The sequence below is a fragment of the Winogradskyella sp. genome (genome assembly GCF_028289625.1).
Classification (GTDB): Bacteria; Bacteroidota; Bacteroidia; order Flavobacteriales; family Flavobacteriaceae; genus Winogradskyella.
Genome location: NZ_JANQOM010000009.1, coordinates 14,965 through 34,367, shown reverse-complemented (window position 1 = coordinate 34,367; position 19,403 = coordinate 14,965). Strand labels below are relative to the sequence as shown.

The window sequence follows — 19,403 nt, the reverse complement described above, 5'->3', positions numbered from 1 at the left end:
TAAATTTAAAGAAGCAAAAATACGCTAAAATATTAATTGCTTAAAGTGCTTTGTAAAGAATTTAAGATTCGTCCTTCAAGGTTTCAATATCCTTAAGAAGTTGATCAATATCTTCGGGATTTGTACCATCATAAAACCCTCTTATTTGACGTTTTTTATCAATCAACATAAAGTTTTCGGTATGGATCATGTCGTACTCATCTCCATTGCCATCTGTTTTTACCGCTAAATAGCTTTTTCTAGCAAGTTCATAGATTTGCTTTTTATCGCCAGTGACTAAGTTCCATTTACGGTCAATAACCCCTTTTTCTTTAGCGTATTTTTTTAGTTGGGCAACACTATCGATTTTTGGTGTTACAGAATGCGATAATAACATAATGTCATCATCACTTATGATTTCTTTTTGTATTTGATACATGTGATCGGTCATAATCGGACAGATGGTAGGACACGTCGTGAAAAAAAAATCCGCTACGTATATTTTATCCTTGTAGGTGTCTTGGGTAACCGTTTCCCCATTTTGATTAATTAAGCTAAAATCAGCTATCTTATGATATTTCATTTGATGCTGAATGGTACTATCCACTAATTCTTCACTAACCATAGCCGGCTGATAAATAGGCAAAGGCTTTTTAACATTAAGAATGTTGTATATAATCGCTATGATGGTAATACACAATACCGAAAAAAAAATTCCAAATTTTTTATAACGCTCAAAAAACGAAAGAAAGGACATACAAAACCAAGTTCAAAATTTGAATGCAAAGTTACGATACAGGTGAATCTCCAAGAATTTTTTTAACACAAATATGAAGATGAAATCCTTTGATATATAAATGATTGTTAAAAATAAATCGATAAAAAATACATTTGTTTTCTAAATGCCTCGAAAACCTTACTTTTGTCAATCGAAATTTGAAAATGACGACATGGAATTTGTAATTAAGATATCCCAATTCTTATTGAGTTTGTCACTGCTCATTGTATTACATGAGTTGGGTCACTTTATACCGGCCAAAGCGTTTAAGACCAAAGTAGAGAAGTTTTATCTCTTTTTTGATGTAAAGTATTCGCTCTTCAAAAAGAAAATTGGTGAAACCGTTTATGGTATTGGTTGGTTGCCATTAGGAGGCTATGTAAAAATAGCAGGAATGATTGACGAAAGTATGGATAAGGAACAAATGGCACAACCTCCACAACCATGGGAGTTCCGTTCTAAGCCGGCTTGGCAACGTCTCATTATTATGCTTGGTGGTGTAACGGTGAATTTTGTTTTGGCCTACGTAATCTTTGTATTCGTATCCTTTTTCTATGGAGATACCGATATTAAGATTGATAGCCTTAAAGGAGGCTATTTAATAGAAAATCCGGTATTGTTAGACGCTGGATTCGAAACAGGTGATAAGGTACTCGCCATTAATGACCAAAAGATAGAAAAGGATTCGGAAATTGGGCAGTATATTATTGGTGCAGAGCAAATGACCATCGAAAGAGATGGACAGGAAAAGGTTATCAATTTGCCAGAAAACTTCTTAGGGCAGTTGTCTGATGAAGGAAGTAAAAACTTGTTCCGCTATAGATATCCATTCATCGTAGAATCGGTACCTGACACATCGGCTAATGCATCAGCAGATATACAACCAGATGATATTATTTTGGGTATAGGAGGGAAGAAAATGGAATATTTTGATCTCTTTGAAACTGAGCTACAAAATTATAAAGGTCAGACCGTTACTGCCGAGGTTTTAAGGGGTGATGAAACGATAACCAGAGACCTGAAAGTTACCCAAGAAGGAAAGTTGGGTGTTTTTAGGTTGATTGATGCCAAACGTTTCACAGAGCTTGGTTATTATGAGGTAACTAGAAGGGATTATTCGTTCGGTGAAAGTTGGGTTGCCGGAGGCACTAAGTTTACATCTACTTTAGTGAACTACTGGTCGCAGTTAAAGGCTATATTTAACCCGAGCACAGGAGCCTACAAAGGTCTTGGTGGTTTTAAGGCGATTTATGATATTTTCCCAGATTTTTGGAGCTGGGAGGCCTTTTGGAAGTTAACGGCATTTTTATCCATTATGTTGGCGGTTTTAAACCTCTTGCCTATACCAGCTTTAGATGGAGGTCACGTGATGTTTTTATTGTACGAAATGGTTTCTGGGAGTAAGCCGAGCGAAAAATTCTTGGAACGTGCACAAATCGTAGGGTTCTTTATTCTAATAGCCTTGGTATTATTTGCCAACGGAAACGATATTTTTAAAGCGGTAACACGCTAAAAAATTAGGTTTTCATATTGTAGAGATTAAAAAATAATTTATATTTGCGCTCGCTAATGCGAAAATATATTTTCCTCAGTAGCTCAGTTGGTTAGAGCATCTGACTGTTAATCAGAGGGTCACTGGTTCGAGCCCAGTCTGAGGAGCACAAAAACCCAACGGAAACGTTGGGTTTTTTTGTTGATAGTTTAGAATTGTGATATTTGTCTATAATTCTGTATTAACTGGCTCTATAGTTCAAGGGATAGAATAGGAGTTTCCTAAACTCTAGATCCAGGTTCGAGTCCTGGTAGAGCCACTAAGTTAATGAATATCAAGTTTAACCTGAACCCATCGAAAAGCTCACAATCTAAGGTTGTATGAAACCCATTCTTGAAAAAGGGCGGTTTTTCTTTTTAAGAAAAATGGGGTGAGAAGTGCCGTATTGAGGCTGCCTTTGTCGGCAGACAGACGATGTAGAAATGTATAGCCAGAGTGAGTTCCGGGCTAAAGATTTTTTTAACAACTAATTTAGTATGCAAAGATTGGTTAAACCTAGCAATGAACTGATTTAGAAAATCTTTACATGATAAACAATAAGGCATCATTTTTTTGAGAGCCGCATCTTAACTAACATATTAATTTTAGATTATAAAAACCATTCATTTTGTATAGCTTCAATTATGAATCATTACCCGCTCTTGTAGTAAATCTATGACTTTTATCATCTAGTGAATTTAAGGTTGTCCGTACTTTTGTAACCAACTCAAAATTAAATTAGTATGAGAAAAATAATGTATTTAATTCTGGCTATTTTTTGCTTGGTTTTTACTACTTCATGTAGCGAAGATTTAGGAGAAATCAATGAAGGAACGAGTCTTGAATTTGAAGAAGGTATAAGTTTTAAATCAATCAATGAAATTGATGATTGGGCTTTTTTAAATCAGTTTTCGAAGTCTGAGAAATACGTAGAAAGTATCATTTCAGATAATTTTAATCATTTATTGGCAGGTTACAATTTAGAGGATTTATCAATTGATACAGATAATATTTATGTAGTCAAAGAATCTGAATCAATCATTATCTATACTCTATCTATAATAATACCTACAAAAATAGGTGAAGAAGTGTTAAATGCTTTCCTAACATTAAACTTTGATTCTGGGACAAACACAAGTAATCAACTACAGATGGGTTATGATGCTAAGTATATTATTGATTTTAATAGTAACGGAGAAATTACTGAAAACGTCAACTTTGCTAAGTATGGAGGGTCTAGTCCAAAACCTTCCAATATTCCGAGTAAGGCACCTAAAAGTGTACTTTGTAGATGGGCTAGTAGTTCAGGTAATCTTGGCCTTACCAATGGGGCTTGTGGGTATACAGTAGGAATAGGAGGCCAACCACCTATAGAGATGTTGGTAAACATGTTTCCTAGATGGTATGATTATATACAAGGGGAATGGGTGCGAAGAGAGACTATTAGACCTCTACCTCCTCCACCTTACAATGGTACTCATAGCTATATGGATTTAACCATTTTGACAGATCCTGATGACCTTGAGCAGACAGTGTCATTTGGTTCTGTTTTTGGCTACAGCCCTTATAGCACAAATAAGTTGAGAGTTGAGATTGTTGAGTTTTATCCTAGAGTTTTGGTAACTCAAGGTAATTTTGTCACTACGGTTACAGGTGAAAGGTTGAGATTAGAACACCATATTCACAAACAATCGTTCGTTGATTCGTTTTACCAATGGTTATTTGAGATGGAAGATGTAGTACCAAATACCTTTAATATTGTGAACAATAATGTGCATATACAAGGGCAATTATTTGAATTATTTGCTAATTTTAATATTCCAAATGCATTTTCTGAAGGTGTATATCTAAACGATCCAGAAGGATTAGCATCAGAAAATCAAAACCTCAAGAATCTTACGTGTATGAGTAATTATTTGCTGACACCAGCTGGCTTTGATTTCATAAATAATCCAAGTAATTTAACGCTAAGTCCAGAAGGTTACAAATCGGCTTTACAATACAAGATGTATCTAGAACAAGCTTATTGTCCATGAGAGAATACGTATTATTTAATACAAAGCACTTCAATTGAAGTGCTTTTTTTGTTTATACATTATGCTAATTCAGATACTTTATTTTAAGCTCTTTCAACATTACCTTAGTCATTGCATCCAAATCAAAATGATGTTGCCAGTTCCAATCCTTACGCGCAACCGAATCATCTATGGATGATGGCCAGCTATCCGCAATAGCCTGTCTAAAATCGGGCTTGTAAGTCATCTCAAAATGAGGTAAGTGTACTTTTATACTTTCATAAATCTGTTTTGGTGTGAATGATATGGCCGCCAAATTATAAGAAGACCTAATCGTTAAGTCTTCATTTGATGCATCCATTAAATCTATAGTGGCTTTAATGGCATCGTCCATAAACATCATGGGTAAATTGGTGTCTTCAGAAAGAAAGCATTCATAGGAGCCATGTTTAATGGCTTCATGGTAGATTTCAACCGCATAATCCGTGGTGCCTCCCCCTGGCATCGCTTTATGGCTTATAATGCCAGGATAGCGAATGCTTCTCACATCAACACCATATTTTTTATGATAGTATTCGCACCAACGTTCTCCGACTTGTTTGGTGATACCGTAGACTGTTGTAGGTTCGCAAATGGTATGTTGAGGAGTATCTTTTCTTGGAGTGGTTGGTCCAAAAACAGCAATACTGCTTGGCCAATAGACTTTCTTAATGGTACTTCCTTTCGCTAAATTAAGTACATGAAACAAGGAGTTCATATTCAAATCCCAAGCTTCCATGGGATACTTTTCTCCTGTGGCACTTAATAACGCTGCCATTAAATAAATAGTGTCAATGTTATAATGCTTACAGCAATCTTTTATGGCATTAAAGTTCTTAGCGTCAATAATCTCAAACGGACCAGAATTTACCAAATCCAATTTTCTGGTATTAATATCACTTGCAATGACATTCTCTACACCATGAATCTCCCTAAGTTTGGTAGTGAGCTCAGAGCCAATCTGACCACAGGCACCAATAATCAATATTTTAGAAGGCATATCGTTTAATTATAGCATCATCAAAAATAGTAAGAATTTAGCCGTGTAAAAATTAAAATTTTCAAAAAAACAGCTTTATTTATAATAATATGGCAATCTTTATTTTTAAAATATACTAAGAGTCCAAAATAATAGTTTAAGTATATTTACATTCAAAATTTTATGCGTTGATGAAAATAGGATTAATCCTTCTCAATATTTTGTTTGCACTTCTGTTTAGTTGCAATGGTGATAAAAAGACATTAGATACAGCTGATAATGAACTAATAGGCCAAAAGGAAGCAATTACTGCCAGAACGATTGAGAATTTTAAATTTACGGATTATGCGCTAAGCGCTAATGGTGAACAAGTGGTAGCCAATTGGGATAGATACCAAGAACTAGCCATTCAGGTGAGTTATTTAAGAAAAGCGGATTTGTCATTTTTTAATGGTGATAAAGCTTTTTTAAAAGGGTTTATAGATACTTTAAAACTAAAAATGCCAGACACACTACAAACCAATCCTATTCTATCTAGAACAACAATTATCGAAACGACATTGCTAAGGTTAAACGAAAACTTGACTTTAGATAATATCGATGATAGCCTTAAGCTACGAAGTGTAAAGGAAGTGTTGGTAGCTTTCTCTAATCTCAACTATCAAATCAATAAGAAACTAGAGAAAGATGTTTATAGCCAGATCAAGTCAGAATATTAGACCAACGAAATCTTAAAGTTATGTTAAGTTGTAACAATTACTTTAATTAATCGGTCTTATTAATAACTAGAATAATTCTAATTAACTAAAATCACATTATGAAAACCAATCTTAGTCGCGTCCTAGCGATATCAGGTTTGGTGTGCTTTGCTATTGTAGGATGTAAAGACGACGCCAAAAAAGACACAGCCTTTGCAGAAGAGAAGATTCCAGGCATTATCTTGGAAAATATGGACACAGATGTAAGTCCAAAAGAAGATTTTTATAAATATGTCAATGGGAAATGGTTAGAAACCAATACCATACCAGATGATGAAACCCGATGGGGAGGATTTGGGGTATTAAGGAAGTCTACCAGGCAAGACGTATTAGATATCCTAAATACCTCTAAAGAATTAGGAACTTATAAAGAAGGTTCGGATCAGCAGAAAGCCTTATTAATTTTTGAATCTGAGTTAGATACTGTTGCTCGTAATGAGGCAGGTATAAAGCCTTTACAGCCGCTATTGGATAAGATTGAAAGTATCCAAAATCTCAACAACATGCAAACCATTTTAGCTTCAACGCTTGGTGTCTCAGCACCTTTTGCAGGTATCGGTGCTAACCCAGATCTTAATGATAGTAGTATGAATATAGCTTGGCTGTTTCCGGCAGGTTTAGGCTTACAGCGCGATTACTACTTAGATCAGGATGATAAGACCAAAGAAATCAGAGGGCAATATGTAGACCATGTTGCAAGAATGCTTCAGTATATCAATTATTCGGAAGCTGATGCTCATAATGCCGCAGAAAAGATTTTAGCCATGGAGACACAATTGGCCGAGCCACGCTTAGATAAGGTAGCGAGTAGAGATATAAGAAATTTTAATAACCCAACATCTGTGACCGATTTACAGACTATGGCTCCATCTATCAATTGGCAAAAGTTTATGGACAATATGGGTATCGAAAAGAAAATAGATACGTTGTTAGTAATGCAACCAAAGTATATGAAAGCTATGGATGCCTTTTTGACGTCCACACCAATTGAAGACATAAAAACCCTTATGGATTGGAGTACATTAAACAATGCTGCGGGATTCTTAACTACAGAAATAGAAAAAGCGAATTGGGACTTCTATGGTAAAACACTTAATGGCGCTAAAAAAATGCGCCCAGCAGATGAGCGTGCGCTTGGGACTGTAGATGGTAGTGTAGGGGAAGCCGTAGGACAGCTTTATGTACAGGCAAAATTCCCGCCAGAAGCTAAAGAAAAAGCTGAAAAAATGATTGCAAACGTCATCAAGGCTTTTCAAGTACGTATAACTAACTTAGACTGGATGAGCGAAACGACCAAGCAAAAAGCCATAGAGAAACTTGATAAGTTTACTGTAAAGATTGCCTATCCTGATGAGTGGGAAGACTATTCGGAATTGCAGGTAAAAGAAGGTAATTCTTATGCCGAGAACATGCTTGTGGTTGGCACATGGTCGCAAAAGAAAAACTTGAGCGAAATTAACGAACCTGTTGATAAAGGCGAATGGGGAATGCCGCCACAAATGGTTAATGCCTATTTTAATCCATTAAATAATGAGATTGTTTTTCCAGCGGCTATTTTGCAACCTCCTTTTTATAATTACACAGCTGATGAAGCCGTAAACTATGGAGGTATCGGAGCTGTAATTGGACATGAAATTTCTCATGCTTTTGATGATTCTGGAGCTCGATTTGATGCTGATGGAAATGTGAATAACTGGTGGTTACCTGAGGATTTAGCCGAGTTTGAAAAAAGAGGTAAAGCCCTTGCTGATCAATACTCAGCGATTGAAGTATTAGATAGCGTTTATGTAAACGGACCGTTTACTTTAGGTGAAAACATTGGTGATTTAGGTGGTGTATTAGGAGCTTATGACGGTCTGCAGCTTTATTTTAAGGAAAATGGGAGACCAGATGACATTGACGGTTTTACAGCAGAACAACGTTTCTTTATGTCTTGGGCAACAGTTTGGAGAACCTTAATTAGAGATGAAGCCTTAAGAACACAAATTAATACAGATCCACACTCGCCAGGCCATATAAGAGCAACGCAACCTTTAAAGAATATAGATGCCTTTTATGAAGCATTTGATATTAAGGAAGGGGATGCCATGTATATAGCACCGGAAGATCGCGTTAGAATTTGGTAAAGACTGAAATTATATAAATAAAAAATGCTGCCCAACAGGCAGCATTTTTTATTTATCAATGTTATAAGATTAATTTTTATTAGCAGCAGCTTGTTGCGCTTTCTGGCTTTCTAAACCTTGTCTGCTGATTTTAGCCAAATTGAAATTAGGGTCAATGGCTAAAGCATCATTCATCAATTGAATGGCCGCATCAATATTTGCGGTTTTGTTTTCGCTAAATGTCAATAAACCTTTTAGGCATAATAAGGCCGCTTTCATAGACGTTTCGTAAGGCTGTTGTGTTTCATAAAAAGCACGCTTCATATCATCTTTTACGTTAGCTAAGCCATATTCTATATTGGATTTAGCACCAGCTAAATCATTAGTCTGTATTTTCATATCGGCCATTTCATAAGCTAAATACACATTAGGATTTCGCTTAAATAAGATTTCGTAATGTTCTAAAGCGAGTTTAGGTTGATTAAGATTCTTTAGTGATAGTGCCTTAACTTCAACATTCATATCAGAATCTGTAGCATTTTTATCTACGCCTATTGTATTGAGAGCTTGCATATAACGTCCTTCGGACAGATATAAATAAGCCAGTGTATCTTTACGCTCTACTGAGGGCTCTAAAATATTGAGGTGTGTCATGGCATTAATTATGCCTTGTACATCACCTTGCTTTTTCATCTCCTTATAATAGTCTTTGTAGTGTTTTTTTAAGTCTTCATTAGACTGGGCAAAAACACCGACTGACAATAGCATAATCCCGATAACCATCGAGACAACTTTAATCTGTTTCATCTTTGTTTAAATTTTAAGGGCTAAAACTATAAAAATTAATAAGAATAGCTCTTAAAAAACTATTAATTTCTATAGGCCATGTTTAAAAGTGTAGTTCAAAAGTTGTACCAGTTTAGAGCTATCTATGATTTTTCCTTTGCTCTTTTTAGATGAATCGAACTTAGGTTGTGCCAAATTATGGCGTTTACAATAAGCTGAATAATACTCCTTTTTTATTGGATGCTCAGGGTATACGGCATTAAGCGTAAGATTCCAAAAGTTATTGCTTATAACACGTAAGATAATCGCTATGCAATCGTCTTTATGGATAAGATTTACAGGTGCTTCAGGATTTTTGATGTTCTGTTTGCCCGAAAGGTACTTTGCAGGATGTCGTTGTTCATCAAACAAACCGCCAAATCGGATAATAGTAGTGGCGAAGCTTGTATTTTCCTGAAGTATTTTTTCTATTTGGATGAGTTGTTTTACGCTATTAGAAACTCCATCGGGAGAAGTACTATTGCTGATTGTAGGAAGATGCACATCATCCTTATACACTGAAGTTGAACTTATATAAAGCACATTTTGAACCTCTTGTTCTTCAATGGCTTTAATTAAATGCCATAGTTCTTCCACATGATTTTTTTCCGGGTTTTTTCTTAGTCCTGGTGGAATATTAATAATCACGGTAGTACTTCCTGATAGAAATTCAGAATAGTTTCCAAAAACACCCTCACTATGTAAGCGAATCAAAAAAGCATCAATATCTGCCGCTTTAATTGTTTTGAGCTTATCTTCTGAAGTTGTTGAGCCTTTCACTTTAAGACCATTAGTAATTAAAGTTTTTGCAAGGGGAAAACCCAGCCAACCACAACCTATGATACTGATTTGTTCCTTCAATTTTTTGTTGGAATTTAAGGTTTAAAAATACACAACAATAGCTTAAAATAGGGTGATTTTGCTAAACGATTAATTTTCAGTAACTTTAAAATTCACTCTAAAAATATAAACGTCATGGGAATAAAAAGTTTTCAAGGGTCGCGTAAGCAACAGCAAAGTAGCACGCAGACCGTAGCATTAAAAGTAAAAGACTATATGACGACGCATCTTATAACGTTTAAACCGGATCAATCCATTCAGGAAGTTGTTGAGGCCTTAATTAAATATAAAATTTCTGGTGGGCCAGTGGTTGATGATAAACAAAAATTGATAGGTGTTATTTCTGAAGGAGATTGTTTAAAACAATTGAGTGAAAGTCGCTATTATAATATGCCTTTAGAACATGACAATGTAGAAAAACGTATGGCAAGAAATGTTGAAACCATTGATGGCAACATGGATGTTTTTGATGCAGCCAATAAGTTTTTAAACTCTAAACGAAGACGTTTCCCCATTGTAGAGAATGGCAAATTGGTAGGCCAAATAAGCCAAAAGGATATTTTAAAAGCAGCCTTACAATTAAAAGGGGTCAACTGGAATAGCACCACCAAGGGTTAGTCGTCTCGCTTCACCAAAGCATAATAATCTCCTTCTAAAGGCAAGTACCCTTGGTCATAGACAAAGTAATAAGTGGTGCCAGCCTTAGTAGTGTAGATACTCGTAAAATAGTTGAAGTCAAATCCTTTTTCAATAAGTCTGGCTCTAGAACATTTGGTTTTTTTGTTTGGGTTTAAGGCTTCTAAAATCCTATAGTTTTTTCGCAGGCGATTATTGGTGTTTCTAATTAGGTTTTTAGAGTCTTTGTTAATACGATTATTGTGTGCATTTCTGCATCCATCACTACAGAATTTTTTATCGATTCTACCTATAATTCTATCTCCACATTCAGGACATTTTCGTTGCATATTCATTGATTTAGAATTGGAATATAAGCTGACCAAGGGCCGACCTCGTCTTTATATTGTTTAGCCATCACACGACTTATTTGTGCAATGTGAGCCAGATCGTGAGTGACCCAAGTAGATAATAATTGCGATAAGGTGACTTCACCCAATTCCGGATGTTTACCCTTAAGCTCTAATTGGGCATTTGATAGATTTAGATTTCTGAGAATATCGAGGTTGCCTTCTCTTAAAACTTCAAACTCATCAAGTAATTGAGACATAGATTTTCCTTTAGAAGTTTCAAATTGGGCAAACCTATCAAATGGCACAAAGGTTTTATTTTCAGAATCACTGAGAATAATTTTTAGTCGAAGTATCCAATCTGTTTTTTCGCCATGAATGAGATGACCCACAATATCATATGGACTCCATGTGTTCTCACCTTCATTGCTATAGAGCCACGGATTCGATAAATGCCCTAAAAAGGATTTTAGGGTTTTTGGAGTCTGTCCTAAAACCTCAAGAGCGTCTGTAAGATTATACGTCATAAATTACAAGGTACAAAATATTCGCTTACAAATGTTTACAGTGATTTTAAGATGATAAGTGTATTGGTGTTGTTGACGTTTTCAAAGACGTTTACTTTATAAATCTTTGTCTTTAAGTAGCCAATAAGTTGTTGAATGGTTTTGCTCTTAGAATCGTTTACTGCAGCATTAAATATGATATCGCCTTTTGAGGATTTTAGGCGTAGTACATGGTTCCAGAAAGATTCGGATAAAAATTGATTAGGGACTGATAAATCGATAAAAAGATCGATAATGATTACATCATAGTGTTCGTTATCAGTCTTTACAAAGTCTAAAGCGTCCAAACAATGGATTTTTAGGTGTTCATTTTTTGAAATCCCGAATTCCGTAGCAGCAATTTCAATAATTACAGGATCGATTTCTACTGCAGTGATAGACTTGGTATAATTAAAATCGTTGCGAAGGGTTTCAATAACACTCCCTCCACCCATACCCAAAACCAAAATAGAGTTGACTTTTTGTAAAGCGATTTGTTCAATTCCAAATTTTAAGATGTTTTGTAATGATCCGTAACTATAGTTCGCATTTTTTGAATTGAGGTGTTTTTTCCCATTGTGCCATGTGATCTCTAAAGTACCACTGTATTGAGATGTAATGGTCTTTGTTATTGGAAGTATGTAACTAAGAAATTGTTTTGACTTCACTTCGTTTTGAATTTAGTAACGACAACGCTAACGCATACTTTTCTTACTATATCTAAATTTAGAACTTTCAAAGAATTTATCAAACACACAAAAAAACCTTAATAATTTTCTTACATTTATCGTGCAAAATATATTTAAGGGATATATATTTTGTTTTAAATTCTTGCTTGACGCATACCCTTATTAATAGCTAAGATTATAAGCGCCCAATTTTGGGTGCTTTTTTATTCTAATACAGCTTTTAATTTTTAGCAGTTTTAATTATTAAAGCCGCAAAATTTATGACTAGTATAACACTCCTAACCATTACTATGTGTTTATGGTTTTAAGCGTTTCCTTCCCAACCTTTAAATGAAGCGTTCTCAATAGAAGACATGGCCTTTCTATTAAATATTTTTTCAATGGTCATAAGTAAAATCTTAAAATCGTTCTTGAAGCTTAAATTATCTACATACCAGACATCATGGGCAAATCTTTCTTCCCATGATAAAGCTGTGCGTCCGTTAACTTGGGCCCAGCCAGTAATTCCAGGTCTAACATCATGCCTCCTTGCTTGTTCTTTGTTGTACATTGGAAGGTATTCACTTAATAATGGTCTAGGGCCTATGATTGCCATTTCACCTTTTAAAACGTTAACCAATTGCATCAATTCATCTAATGACGTCTTTCGGATAAATGCACCAACTTTTGTTATGCGTTCGTCCTGATTAAGTAATTCACTTTCGTTTTTTCTTGGGTCTCTCATCGTTTTAAACTTGATAATCGTAAAGACTTCTGTATGCTTACCTGGTCTTTTTTGAAAGAAGAATGGCTTGCCATTATTTACAAACCACAATACAATGATTAGTGTAATAATTAATGGTGACAATAAAATCAAAGCCACTAATGCTATTGAAAAGTCTAAAATTCGTTTAAAAAAATTCTTGTACATAACAAAGTGATTATGTTAATAATCTCGCTCTATATAAAACTTTCAACTTTCGATATTAATGTCTTAAAAATTGATTTCAAAAGAATCCATGGCTTAGTAAACTAGGCTACAGGCCCTTTTCAAATTATCTTTACTATGCTTTTTAGCTAATGCCAGCATTATTTTCTAGGGAAACTAAACTGCTGAAATTGCTTATATCTGTCCGGTACAGGGAACTCTGGAGTAACACCATGCCAAAACATGTTCACAATCCACCATCTGTCCTGGTAGTAGGCCAACTGAATACTTTTCACATCTTGCTTATAAGGCTTATTGTTAGCCATATCTTCTTTGCTATGAAAAGCCTCACAATGACTAAAAGCGTGGCCAATGTTTGCATAGGTCTCCACCACTCTCCCTAATTCTCTTTCGTAAAAAGCGGTTTCTCGAGTATTGTTAAACCAAAACCCAATGCGTTCTATATAATCATTTGGGTGTATCCATTGCGGTCTAAAGTTTTTGTTTATGTCGTACTCATAACCAATTTTCATTCCTTGAGGATGAAACAAGAACTTCATAAACTCCCAGTCTCTTTTTTCACCTGGCTCACCACCAAGGCAGGCATAAAAAGCGGTTATTAAATCGTCAATGGTTTGTACCTTTTCTAAATACTCTTTTTTCATTATTAATATAATTTTATTAAAATCTATTTTATTTTCAAGAACTTAAACAAATAAAAAACAATTATTTCAAACTCTAAATTATTTTTCGGTTATATAACTATTTGTACGACTAAAAGGCATTAACATCAATTAACTATAATTTTACTTCGATGAACTGAGTATATTAGAAAGCGTTTAAACTTCTATTTATCAATATTATGAGTAGAAGAAGTGCTAACTAGTACGTAACGTTTCGTCTTATAAAAACGTAATCATGTAGAATAATTGGGTATAGTTTGTTCGACTTTTATAGTTTTGCCACTATTAATCATGAGCTCTCAATTTTAATAAGGGATTACTGATTGTCATCAAAAATAAAAGACATCTCATAATGGATAAAAAAATTACCGATTTAACAGGAACATGGACATTACATAACGGAGTAGAAATGCCTTACTTAGGTCTTGGGACTTACATGCCAAAAGATAGATACGAAGTTACTAACTCTGTAAAATTAGCACTAGACAATGGTTATCGCCACATAGATACAGCGGCTATATACAGAAACGAAAACGATGTTAGATTGGGTGTTGAGGCAAGTAGCATTAATAGAGAAGATATTTTTTTAACGACCAAAGTATGGAATAGTGATCATGGCTATGATAAAACGATGTTCGCTTTTGAAAGAAGCTTAGGAAATCTACAGATGGATTATGTTGATCTCTACTTAGTGCACTGGCCAGTTGTTGGATTATATAAAGACACATGGAAGGCGGTCGAAGCACTATACAAAGAAGGACGTGTGCGTGCCATAGGAGTGTGTAATTTTTTGCAACACCAATTAGAGGATTTAATGGCAGATGTGGACATAGTTCCAATGGTGAACCAAATGGAGTTTCACCCTTATTTAGTGCAACAAGAATTACTGGATTTTTGCGAACAACACAACATACAATATCAAGCTTGGTCACCTTTAATGCAAGGAAAGGTGTTTGAAATACCAGAAATAAAGAAATTAGCTGAAAAGTATGGCAAAAGTATCGCCCAAGTTGTTTTACGATACGATTTGCAAAAGGGTGTAATTACAATACCAAAATCTTGCAGAGAGGAACGCATTATAGCCAACTCCAATATATTTGATTTTAAAATTTCTGAAACTGATATGAACTTTTTAGATTCGCTAGACAGAAATTTCCGTACCGGACCAGATCCTGACAATTTTGAGTGGGGAGTGATTTTGTAGATTGTAAACGGTTGTTTTAAGGCTACAAATTTAATGAAGAACTATAGCCGTCCTAAGTTTGTAAAGAGATTAAATTAGTTATTTAAAGAATGAAAGAACAAAATAGCAGAGAAAGATTATTATAGCCGTATGAATCATCGATTCCGTCAACAATGCGAATCAATGCTCTTTTACTATCCTAATTACGATTAGTTAATTGTTGTAGAGCGTTCTATTTTATCTATGTTCACCAGTTTCCAAGAAATAGGCACAATACTGTACATATTCCTTCGTTAGCTCACCATTAATTTCAGGATTTCCCCAATTTGTTAAGACACCATCAATTAAAACCCCATCTTTTTCCGAATTGTCCCATGAAAAATAATCTGAGACTCTTAGCACCAATGCAAGATTAGTTAGGTCTTGTGTTTTAAGTTGATTATTCAAACAAGAGTCTGCAAGCATTATAATATGTTTCTTTTCTATTTTAAACTCCAAACCTGATGTCATATCAGTAATGTCATAAGAAACTTCATTTCCATTTCTTTCGACAAAATTATTTAATTCGCGACATAATTTTGACATAACCGTTCGACCTTCGAAATACTTTTTTAATGTCTCTTCCCTAAGACTCATTTTATTTTAAAGACTCTATAATTAGTGTATACGTGTACTTTTACTATTTCCATTAAAATTACAATAAAGCTCTATAATAAGGCATCTATATACAATTTACCACAAGATAGGAAAATCCTTAAATTTATCGCTCTATTTTAGGGCATGAAACCACTCGTTAAAAAATTGGTAGATATCTTCTTTTGGCTTCTCAAATGGGCTATCATAATCTTGATAGCCATTGCCATTATCTATGTCGCTTGGATGTCTTGGGAATATGGGCGATATACCAGGATATTGCGTGGTGATTAAAACTATCTATTCATATCCCAAACAATAAATACAAAGTTTACTATTATGATAGCCAAGAGCAAAGCAAGTACAAATCGTTCTCTTTTGTTGAATGGGCGTTTCATAGATTCAGATTAGCGTATTTATCGAGGTTGTGGCCGTATTTAAATGCCGTAACGTCCGTTATTACATTATGTTCACCGTCATAGTGTACCTCCACAAAGAACCTATCTATGGCGTAGCAGTTTATCCTTTCATCTTTTGTGACGTAGCTGTCCAAGAACACGCCCTTATCCCAAACCGCCGTTTGTTTTTCTTCCAGTGATAGCAAATTGAACTCGTAGAGGGTCATAATTAGGTGTAAGGTAGTAATTATCCTAATTATTTTACATTTTCTTGTTCCGGTAAGTGTTTACAATCTTTTGCACTGTCACTTCTTGACCAGTAATAGGATTCTTGTAATATAAAATAGAGTTGTTTTTGAAATGATTTTGATAGTATTTTTTTGACCGATGGTTTTCTATAAAATTTGGTATTTTTTCCATGAACTCTACCATTGAAGATGAAACGCTAACCACCTTATTGTCACTCATAAGAACAAAAAGGTTTTTTATGTTAGTGTTTTTTATTTCCATATATACTATATATGAGCAAATATAGGCATATATACGATATATGGGCATTTATTTTGTTTTTTGTATTTAATTACATACTTTCGTAAATGAAAAAACGCCGATGGTACGAACATCGACGTTTTCCGACTGTAAGTCAAAAGCCCTATCCTTATGAGAGACGGCACACTTTTGAACGGTGTATTTGCACTTTTCCAGTCTTTCTTCCCAAAAACGGAAGACTATTTAGAGCCCTTGAGAGGATTCGAACCTCTAACCTATGCCTTCGACCAGCATTGCTCTATCCAATTGAGCTACAAGGGAAATTAGGACTGTTGCAGCAGTCCTTTTATTTTCTAACTACTTTGGTGTCAAATATATCCAAGGGCAGTAAATTTTCATTTGGCTTGTGTTGCAGCCTAAAGTCTTTATTTTCTTTTATCCATAAAGGCAAACCCCAAAAACTCATTTTATTAGACCTATTGTATTTGACGACAACAAGCCTCCCTTCTTTTTTCAACCTCCTTGCTACATTATCAATACGACCCTTTTTCGACGAAAGGTTGTCATAGTGTTTTTGAACTTCTGAAAGTTTGATTCCCTTATTAAAGAAATTTTCAAAAAGCCACATTAATTGTGCTTCTTTAGTGGCTACTTGAGGAAAGTTTTTCCATGCTTCAGATTGGTCAAGAACATCTTTAACGGTTAGATTTGTTGCTGAGCGAATATTGTTTCCTTTTTCGTCATACCCATAAGATTCTATAACGTCAACTAGATAACTGATTTTTTCATTAATTGAATTTCTAAAATTAACAAGGTCATCCTTAGCTTTAATAAGCTCATCAATTAACTCCCTAGAGACACTCATATTTGGTAATACAACTAACAATATTTTCGCTATTAATCATATTCAAATATAGGTATTAAATATTAAATAGAATTAAACAAAAAATATACAAAACGGGAATCGCAGTGAGTTAAAATCAATAAAGTCGTATTTATGTGCGTTTTTAGTGCGTTTTTATTTAATATTATGTGTATTTCAACGATTATTTAGAACGAATCTCAATAATATTGTTAATAACTCGGTTAATAAAAACGATGAAATGGGTTTTAATAGTGTCTAACTTTGTAGATTTTGAATGAATCGAATGATATGGGAAAATCTTTTCTTACTAAAGTCCAATAACTTGGGAAGTCAGTGTTTTCCATATGTTCAACTAATTTCCTCAAATTTCCATACGTACCGATTACCTCGCAATTTTTAAGAAGGACGTAGGACATTTTCTTCTCTTGCTGTTCTTTATAAGTAGTCATAACACAAAACTACAAAAAAACTCGAAAATAATTGTATAATTGTTTGTGTATATCAATATATTCGAATATATTTGTATATATCAAACTAAAAACTATGAATTTCAAATCACTTCCACAACTTTTAGATTACTTCAGAGAAGAAAGTACCTGTAAAGACTACTACGAAAAAATTAGATGGGGAAATGATGTTTGTTGTCCTCATTGCGGAAGCGTTAAGACATATAGAACCAACAGGGGTTTTAGATGTGGTGACAAGGATTGTAGAAAGGATTTTACGGTCACTACTGGCACTATCTTTCACAATTCTAATATTCCTCTTAGAATATGGTTTGCGGCGATATTTTTGGCTACAACGCACAAAAAAGGTATTAGTTCGGTACAACTTGCTTTGGATTTGGGTATTACCCAAAAGAGTGCATGGCATGTGCTTCACCGTATTAGAGAAATGCTAAAGGACAAAGCACCACAAATGTTAGGTGATAAAAAAATGGTAGAAACCGATGCCACGTATATCGGTGGCAAGGAAAGAAACAAGCACTTGAAGAAAAGACGTTCTTTAGAGGATAGGGAAATTACAAACGAGGGCAAGCCTTATAAACCCAAAAAAGTAGTTATCGGTATAATCGAGCGTGATGGTAAGGTGGCTTTAAAGTATGTAAGTGGCGAGACTACCCAAAATATGGTAGATTTTGTTAGAACCCATGTTCCTAACGATTCGACTATCTATTCTGATGAAGCTCCTGCATACAATCAGTTAAAGAAATATTACACGCACAAAAACGTGAAGCACGCACTTAACATTTATGTTGAGGGTCAAGTTCACACCAATACGATTGAGAACTTTTGGAGTGTTTTAAAGCGTGGTTTGTACGGTATTTATCACCAAGTTAGTGATAAGCATTTAGAGCGTTATTTGGATGAATATAGCGCACGTTTTAATACTAGAACTTTAGATAGCCAACAGCGTTTTGAGAAGTTTTTGGTGGATAGCGAGAGTACTTTGAGTTATAAGAGGTTAACGAATTAACTTTCCCACTCTAACGTAAATGTTTTTTTAGGATAATCTAAAGTAACCTTAATATCATGCAAGAACGTCTTAGTTCCTAATAAAGGTGGGGTTTGATTAATCATTACACAGTCCACCTTTATTGGCTTTGTAGTCTTTACAACAACTTTTCTATCCTTATCAAGAAGTTGTATAATCATAGTCTTTTTCCAAGCATCTATTTTTTTTCCTGCAATACCCGAAACTTGCCCATCGGGTTTTTTGGTTTTGTCTACTTTAAAACCCGCTCTTTGATGAACCATTAAAGGCATCATACAATCATCAGCTCCAGTGTCTAAAATTGCTCTAGTGATACAGTTTTGACCCGTTTTAGGATTCAATATGATTATTGGAAGATAAGGTCTATGATGGCCGTTTCCTATATCGGTAAAAGGATATTCTACCTTTGTCAAAATATAAAATTATATTTTGGATTTGTGATATAGTTTAGAACAAACTCCTTGCCTGTTTTATCTGCTTCTTCAACAACTTTTTCAATATCAGTTCCTGAAGATAATATTTCATCAGTAGTTAATTCAGTGGCAGTGTAGAACATAGGCTGATCTACTTTATTAAAATCTATGTTAAGAATTGCACTCATTTTGATATTGCTTTAAGATTAAATATTTAACGGATTAATCAATTTGCTTATAATCAATTTATTATTGTGCTTTTAATCAATACTAAAGGAATTATTTACTCA

The 19,403-nt window shown here is 34.6% G+C and carries 22 protein-coding genes and 3 tRNA genes; 10 read left to right on the top strand and 15 right to left on the bottom strand.

Annotation, left to right across the window (positions count from 1 at the left end; all coding sequences use genetic code 11):
* Positions 1-61 precede the first annotated feature (61 nt).
* The gene (locus Q0992_RS01355) at positions 62-736 is read right to left on the bottom strand and encodes an SCO family protein (protein WP_299519574.1); all 675 of its coding nucleotides are present in this window, start codon (positions 734-736) and stop codon (positions 62-64) included.
* Positions 737-929: 193 nt separating this feature from the next.
* Between Q0992_RS01355 and rseP the strand changes: the two genes are divergently transcribed.
* From rseP to Q0992_RS01335, 4 genes are all read left to right on the top strand, one after another.
* Positions 930-2,270, top strand: coding sequence for an RIP metalloprotease RseP (gene rseP / locus Q0992_RS01350; protein ID WP_299519572.1), 1,341 nt, complete (start codon positions 930-932; stop codon positions 2,268-2,270).
* Between the two features lie 72 nt (positions 2,271-2,342).
* Positions 2,343-2,416: transfer RNA gene (locus Q0992_RS01345), tRNA-Asn, on the top strand.
* Positions 2,417-2,496: 80 nt separating this feature from the next.
* Positions 2,497-2,568, top strand: a tRNA-Arg gene (locus Q0992_RS01340).
* 463 nt (positions 2,569-3,031) lie between these two features.
* On the top strand, positions 3,032-4,324 hold the full coding sequence (locus Q0992_RS01335) for a hypothetical protein (RefSeq protein WP_299519570.1): 1,293 nt from the start codon (positions 3,032-3,034) through the stop codon (positions 4,322-4,324).
* A 64-nt stretch (positions 4,325-4,388) separates the two neighbouring features.
* On the opposite strand, the gene Q0992_RS01330 is transcribed toward Q0992_RS01335, so the two are convergent.
* On the bottom strand, positions 4,389-5,342 hold the full coding sequence (locus Q0992_RS01330; protein WP_299519567.1) for an NAD-dependent epimerase/dehydratase family protein: 954 nt from the start codon (positions 5,340-5,342) through the stop codon (positions 4,389-4,391).
* Between the two features lie 170 nt (positions 5,343-5,512).
* Between Q0992_RS01330 and Q0992_RS01325 the strand changes: the two genes are divergently transcribed.
* Complete coding sequence (locus Q0992_RS01325; protein ID WP_299519565.1) at positions 5,513-6,040, top strand: hypothetical protein; 528 nt, start codon at positions 5,513-5,515, stop codon at positions 6,038-6,040.
* Between the two features lie 98 nt (positions 6,041-6,138).
* Positions 6,139-8,205, top strand: coding sequence for a M13 family metallopeptidase (locus Q0992_RS01320; RefSeq protein ID WP_299519562.1), 2,067 nt, complete (start codon positions 6,139-6,141; stop codon positions 8,203-8,205).
* A 69-nt stretch (positions 8,206-8,274) separates the two neighbouring features.
* On the opposite strand, the gene Q0992_RS01315 is transcribed toward Q0992_RS01320, so the two are convergent.
* Both Q0992_RS01315 and Q0992_RS01310 read right to left on the bottom strand, forming a co-directional pair.
* Positions 8,275-8,991: a hypothetical protein gene (locus Q0992_RS01315; protein ID WP_299519559.1), complete on the bottom strand. Its 717-nt coding sequence runs from the start codon at positions 8,989-8,991 to the stop codon at positions 8,275-8,277.
* 69 nt (positions 8,992-9,060) lie between these two features.
* Positions 9,061-9,870 carry an NAD(P)H-binding protein gene (locus Q0992_RS01310; RefSeq protein ID WP_299519557.1) on the bottom strand — a complete coding sequence of 270 codons (810 nt, stop codon included), beginning with the start codon at positions 9,868-9,870 and terminating at the stop codon, positions 9,061-9,063.
* A gap of 114 nt (positions 9,871-9,984) precedes the next feature.
* Between Q0992_RS01310 and Q0992_RS01305 the strand changes: the two genes are divergently transcribed.
* Positions 9,985-10,467, top strand: a complete 483-nt coding sequence (locus Q0992_RS01305) for a CBS domain-containing protein (protein ID WP_299519555.1) — start codon at positions 9,985-9,987, stop codon at positions 10,465-10,467.
* On the opposite strand, the gene Q0992_RS01300 is transcribed toward Q0992_RS01305, so the two are convergent.
* The 5 genes from Q0992_RS01300 to Q0992_RS01280 all read right to left on the bottom strand — a co-directional run bounded on the left by Q0992_RS01300 (position 10,464) and on the right by Q0992_RS01280 (position 13,620).
* Positions 10,464-10,814, bottom strand: coding sequence for a hypothetical protein (locus Q0992_RS01300; protein ID WP_299519552.1), 351 nt, complete (start codon positions 10,812-10,814; stop codon positions 10,464-10,466). The genes Q0992_RS01305 and Q0992_RS01300 overlap by 4 nt on opposite strands.
* A 2-nt stretch (positions 10,815-10,816) precedes the next feature.
* Entirely contained in the window at positions 10,817-11,341 is a 525-nt protein-coding gene (locus tag Q0992_RS01295) for a DinB family protein (RefSeq protein ID WP_299519550.1), read from the bottom strand.
* A gap of 35 nt (positions 11,342-11,376) precedes the next feature.
* Positions 11,377-12,027: a spermidine synthase gene (locus Q0992_RS01290; protein WP_299519547.1), complete on the bottom strand. Its 651-nt coding sequence runs from the start codon at positions 12,025-12,027 to the stop codon at positions 11,377-11,379.
* A gap of 325 nt (positions 12,028-12,352) precedes the next feature.
* Positions 12,353-12,958, bottom strand: a complete 606-nt coding sequence (locus Q0992_RS01285) for a sugar transferase (RefSeq protein ID WP_299519545.1) — start codon at positions 12,956-12,958, stop codon at positions 12,353-12,355.
* Positions 12,959-13,116: 158 nt separating this feature from the next.
* Positions 13,117-13,620 carry a hypothetical protein gene (locus Q0992_RS01280; protein WP_299519543.1) on the bottom strand — a complete coding sequence of 168 codons (504 nt, stop codon included), beginning with the start codon at positions 13,618-13,620 and terminating at the stop codon, positions 13,117-13,119.
* A 370-nt stretch (positions 13,621-13,990) separates the two neighbouring features.
* On the opposite strand from Q0992_RS01280, the gene Q0992_RS01275 reads away from it, so the two are divergent.
* The gene (locus Q0992_RS01275) at positions 13,991-14,842 is read left to right on the top strand and encodes an aldo/keto reductase (RefSeq protein WP_299519540.1); all 852 of its coding nucleotides are present in this window, start codon (positions 13,991-13,993) and stop codon (positions 14,840-14,842) included.
* 216 nt (positions 14,843-15,058) lie between these two features.
* Here the strand turns inward: Q0992_RS01275 and Q0992_RS01270 are convergent, their stop codons facing one another.
* On the bottom strand, positions 15,059-15,457 hold the full coding sequence (locus Q0992_RS01270) for a hypothetical protein (protein WP_299519538.1): 399 nt from the start codon (positions 15,455-15,457) through the stop codon (positions 15,059-15,061).
* A gap of 144 nt (positions 15,458-15,601) precedes the next feature.
* Between Q0992_RS01270 and Q0992_RS01265 the strand changes: the two genes are divergently transcribed.
* Positions 15,602-15,748 carry a hypothetical protein gene (locus Q0992_RS01265; RefSeq protein WP_299519535.1) on the top strand — a complete coding sequence of 49 codons (147 nt, stop codon included), beginning with the start codon at positions 15,602-15,604 and terminating at the stop codon, positions 15,746-15,748.
* A 100-nt stretch (positions 15,749-15,848) separates the two neighbouring features.
* On the opposite strand, the gene Q0992_RS01260 is transcribed toward Q0992_RS01265, so the two are convergent.
* The 3 genes from Q0992_RS01260 to Q0992_RS01250 form a co-directional block, all read right to left on the bottom strand.
* A complete protein-coding gene (locus Q0992_RS01260) occupies positions 15,849-16,079 on the bottom strand; it encodes a hypothetical protein (RefSeq protein WP_299519534.1) in 231 nt (76 codons plus the stop codon).
* A 509-nt stretch (positions 16,080-16,588) separates the two neighbouring features.
* Positions 16,589-16,661, bottom strand: a tRNA-Arg gene (locus tag Q0992_RS01255).
* Between the two features lie 26 nt (positions 16,662-16,687).
* Positions 16,688-17,206 carry a hypothetical protein gene (locus Q0992_RS01250; protein ID WP_299519532.1) on the bottom strand — a complete coding sequence of 173 codons (519 nt, stop codon included), beginning with the start codon at positions 17,204-17,206 and terminating at the stop codon, positions 16,688-16,690.
* Between the two features lie 543 nt (positions 17,207-17,749).
* Between Q0992_RS01250 and Q0992_RS01245 the strand changes: the two genes are divergently transcribed.
* The gene (locus Q0992_RS01245) at positions 17,750-18,682 is read left to right on the top strand and encodes an IS1595 family transposase (protein ID WP_299519529.1); all 933 of its coding nucleotides are present in this window, start codon (positions 17,750-17,752) and stop codon (positions 18,680-18,682) included.
* Here Q0992_RS01245 and Q0992_RS01240 read toward each other — a convergent pair.
* Both Q0992_RS01240 and Q0992_RS01235 read right to left on the bottom strand, forming a co-directional pair.
* On the bottom strand, positions 18,679-19,113 hold the full coding sequence (locus Q0992_RS01240) for a hypothetical protein (RefSeq protein WP_299519527.1): 435 nt from the start codon (positions 19,111-19,113) through the stop codon (positions 18,679-18,681). The genes Q0992_RS01245 and Q0992_RS01240 overlap by 4 nt on opposite strands.
* Complete coding sequence (locus Q0992_RS01235) at positions 19,110-19,301, bottom strand: hypothetical protein (RefSeq protein WP_299519524.1); 192 nt, start codon at positions 19,299-19,301, stop codon at positions 19,110-19,112. The genes Q0992_RS01240 and Q0992_RS01235 overlap by 4 nt, the downstream gene beginning before the upstream one ends.
* Positions 19,302-19,403 lie beyond the last annotated feature (102 nt).